The following is a 499-nucleotide window of genomic DNA, read 5'->3' on the forward strand; positions in this document are numbered from 1 at the left end:
AAAGCGCGCGATGTGGGTTACCCGGCCGACTGGCTGATTCGCGCCCAGCACAATCGCGTGTTGCCCGAGGGACAAAGACTCTGGGATCACGCCACGCAAGGCGAGCCGCTTGGTGAAATCCGCTTCACGTTGCATGGTCGCCAGCGACAGAAGGCGCGGGAGGTTCAACAGCAAATCTGGAGTCGGCGGATCGATGTACCCGATGGCCAGGGCGGTGTGGTGTCGATCAACTGCCTTGTTGCGCGCGAGATTGAAGCGCCCGCCGGGGCGACGCCGATCGAATGGCGCTTGCTGACCAATCGCGAGGTGCCGGAAATGACCGAGGCCGCGCGGCTGATCGATTGGTACCGCGCCCGCTGGGAGGTGGAAACCTTCTTTCATGTGCTGAAGAACGGTTGCCGAGTCGAGGCGCTACAACTGAGCACGATCGAGCGCATCGAGCGTGCTCTGGCGGTGTTCATGGTGGTGGCGTGGCGCATTGCTCGTCTCATGCGGTTAG

General features: G+C 62.5%; 1 protein-coding gene. It reads left to right on the forward strand.

All coding sequences use genetic code 11. From position 1 onward, the window contains the following. Window positions 1–499, forward strand: a 499-nt coding sequence (locus tag GWC77_RS28290) for a transposase (protein WP_173262937.1), incomplete at both ends; no start/stop codon positions are given.

Origin of the sequence: Paraburkholderia sp. NMBU_R16 (assembly GCF_013282575.1) — a bacterium.
GTDB lineage: Bacteria > Pseudomonadota > Gammaproteobacteria > Burkholderiales > Burkholderiaceae > Trinickia.